The 2,064-nt window shown below is 73.7% G+C and carries 2 protein-coding genes and 1 pseudogene; all 3 read right to left on the bottom strand.

Annotated elements, in window-relative coordinates:
- Nucleotides 1–45 precede the first annotated feature (45 nt).
- Nucleotides 46–1,005, bottom strand: a complete 960-nt coding sequence (locus EYA84_RS31105) for a hypothetical protein (RefSeq protein WP_131057759.1) — start codon at nucleotides 1,003–1,005, stop codon at nucleotides 46–48.
- A 10-nt stretch (nucleotides 1,006–1,015) separates the two neighbouring features.
- Nucleotides 1,016–1,990 carry a serine/threonine protein kinase gene (locus EYA84_RS31100; protein WP_131057758.1) on the bottom strand — a complete coding sequence of 325 codons (975 nt, stop codon included), beginning with the start codon at nucleotides 1,988–1,990 and terminating at the stop codon, nucleotides 1,016–1,018.
- Nucleotides 1,987–2,064 (bottom strand): annotated as a pseudogene (locus tag EYA84_RS33780) (DNA hydrolase); the annotation flags it as partial. The gene EYA84_RS31100 and the pseudogene EYA84_RS33780, both read right to left, overlap by 4 nt.

Genomic DNA, 2,064 nt, shown 5'->3' with positions numbered 1-2,064 from the left:
GCCCGGGTGCCGGGACACCCGGGCGCGTGACGGTCATCGGCTCGTTCACAGCCGGACGACCCCGCCGCCGGTGGTGCGGGTGGCCGGCAGCTCGGCCACCTCGGCGCGGCGCGCGCCGTTCAGCCGGGCCAGCGCCTTCGACACCGTGCGGGTGGCCGTCGAGCCGGTCCGGTCCAGGTCCCGCAGGCCGGTGTCGAGGTCGATGGCCTGCTCGCCGAGGCCGACGGTGAGCGCGATCGTCTCGCAGACCGCGTCGAGGTCGTCCAGCTCCAGGGCGTTCTGGCCGAGCAGGCCGCGCCAGAAGTCGAGCACCTTGCGGTTGCCCGAGTAGTGGCTGCCGGCCGGGAGCAGGTAGTACGTGTCCCAGCGGCGGGTCACCTCGTCGACGATCTGCCGCACCGGCACGTCCTCGCGCGGGTCGTCGCCGATCAGGCGGGCCACCTCGGCGGCCTTGACCGACGGGTACGCCAGCTCGTCGCCGATGATGAAGAGGTAGCCGCGTCGGCCCCGCTTCTCCCAGCTGTCGGTGACCGTCCGTCGGGCCATGTAGTAGAGCGCCAGTTCGTAGGACTCCATCATCTGGCCGCCACCGCCGCCCTCCAGCACGATCCGTCCGAGGTCCTCGTCCATCCGGTTGTCGGACTCGAACTGGCCGATCTGCAACGGCACCCGGTCGCAGGTGGCGTCGCCGATCGCGCCGAACATGATCTGCGGGTCGCGGGCGTACCCCTGGCGCAGCAGCAGTCCCAGCAGTTGCGGCAGCTTGGCCTGGAGGGTGCGGGGCACGTGCCCCATCGAGCCGGTCACGTCGAACAGCACCGTGACCGGGGTCGACCGCGGGTGCTCGGCCGAGTCACGGCTCTCCCGCGTCGCGCCACGCGGGTCCAGTTGCGGGTGCACCACCTTGGCTCCGCTGTCGCTGTACGAGAACGCGCTCTTGCCGGTGGCCCGGCGGTACCGGTCGGCGGCGGTGTACACGTCGGTGGACCACATTCCGCTGCCCATGGCAGCCTCCTTAGGGGGTGAGGGTGAAGGGTCGGAAGGTGCGCGGCCCGTAGAGCCGGTGCAGCACCTCGTCGAGTTCGCCGAGCAGTCGCCAGGCGTCGTCGGGGCGGCCCGACAGCGATCGCTGTCGGCAGCCCGCCGCGAAGGCGAGCAGCTCGTGCGGGGCCCGGTGCCCCATCAGCCAGGTCATGCACCGGGTGGCCATGTCGATGTCGGTGCCCGGCCCGCAGGGGCGACGCCCGGTGACCTCGGCCGGGTACCACGCCTGGTGGTCCGGGACCAGCGCGGGCACGACGCCGCCGGGCTCGGTGGCGAAGCACCAGTCGACCAGCACCACGCCGTGCGCGTCCGGCTCGATCAGCACGTGGGGCGGCAGCACCGCGCCGTGCACGACGCCGGCCCGGTGGGCCAGGCCGAGCGCCACCAGCAGCCGTCGCCACATCCAGGCCACGTCGCGGGCGTCCAACCCGTCCGGGTACGCCTGCCGCACGTCGACCAGGCTGCGCAGGCCGGGTGCGGTGGCGAGGACGGTGACCTGGCGTTCCGCCCCGGTGGCGGGGTCCCGGTGCGCGAACGTGTCGACCAGCCGGGGCACGTACGGCAGCCAGCGGGGGTCGCCGTGGTCGGCGAGTCGGCGCAACGCGCGCTGCTCACGGATCATCAGGTCGTTGTCGCCGACCTCGCGGGGCAGTTTGAGTAGCCGGTCCCCGCCGACGTCGTAGAGGTCGGCGAGGTCACCCGAGTACGCCGGTGCGCCGCAGTGGTAGCCGCGCAGGACGGTGACCCGGCGGGCGCGCCAGCGGGTGGTGACCCGGACGAACGCCTCGGTGGCCTCGGCGCGTACGCCCGGGGCGGTCCGGTCCAGCCGGTCGGGGTGCAGGGCGGTGACCAGTTCCCGGTAGCGGCGTTCTGGTGCGTCGGCGCCGAACAGGTCGTGGTCGTCGCGGGCAGCGGTGACCAGGCGGATCGCCTCGTCGGTCCTCATCGCACCGTCTCCTCCCGGGCGGGCCGCAGCAGCGCCGGGTGCAGCAGCCGGGCGTCGCCGGCCCGGTAGAGGCG

Origin of the sequence: Verrucosispora sp. SN26_14.1 (genome assembly GCF_004307965.1) — a bacterium.
Taxonomy (GTDB): Bacteria; Actinomycetota; Actinomycetes; order Mycobacteriales; family Micromonosporaceae; genus Micromonospora.
The sequence above is the reverse complement of the archived record's forward strand: the minus strand, read 5'-3'. Positions and strand labels throughout refer to the sequence as shown.

Excerpts from the sequence above, each read along its gene's own strand:
- EYA84_RS31105 (WP_131057759.1), bottom strand. The coding sequence starts at position 1,005 with ATGGGCAGCGGAATGTGGTCCACCGACGTGTACACCGCCGCCGACCGG.
- EYA84_RS31100 (WP_131057758.1), bottom strand. The coding sequence starts at position 1,990 with ATGAGGACCGACGAGGCGATCCGCCTGGTCACCGCTGCCCGCGACGAC.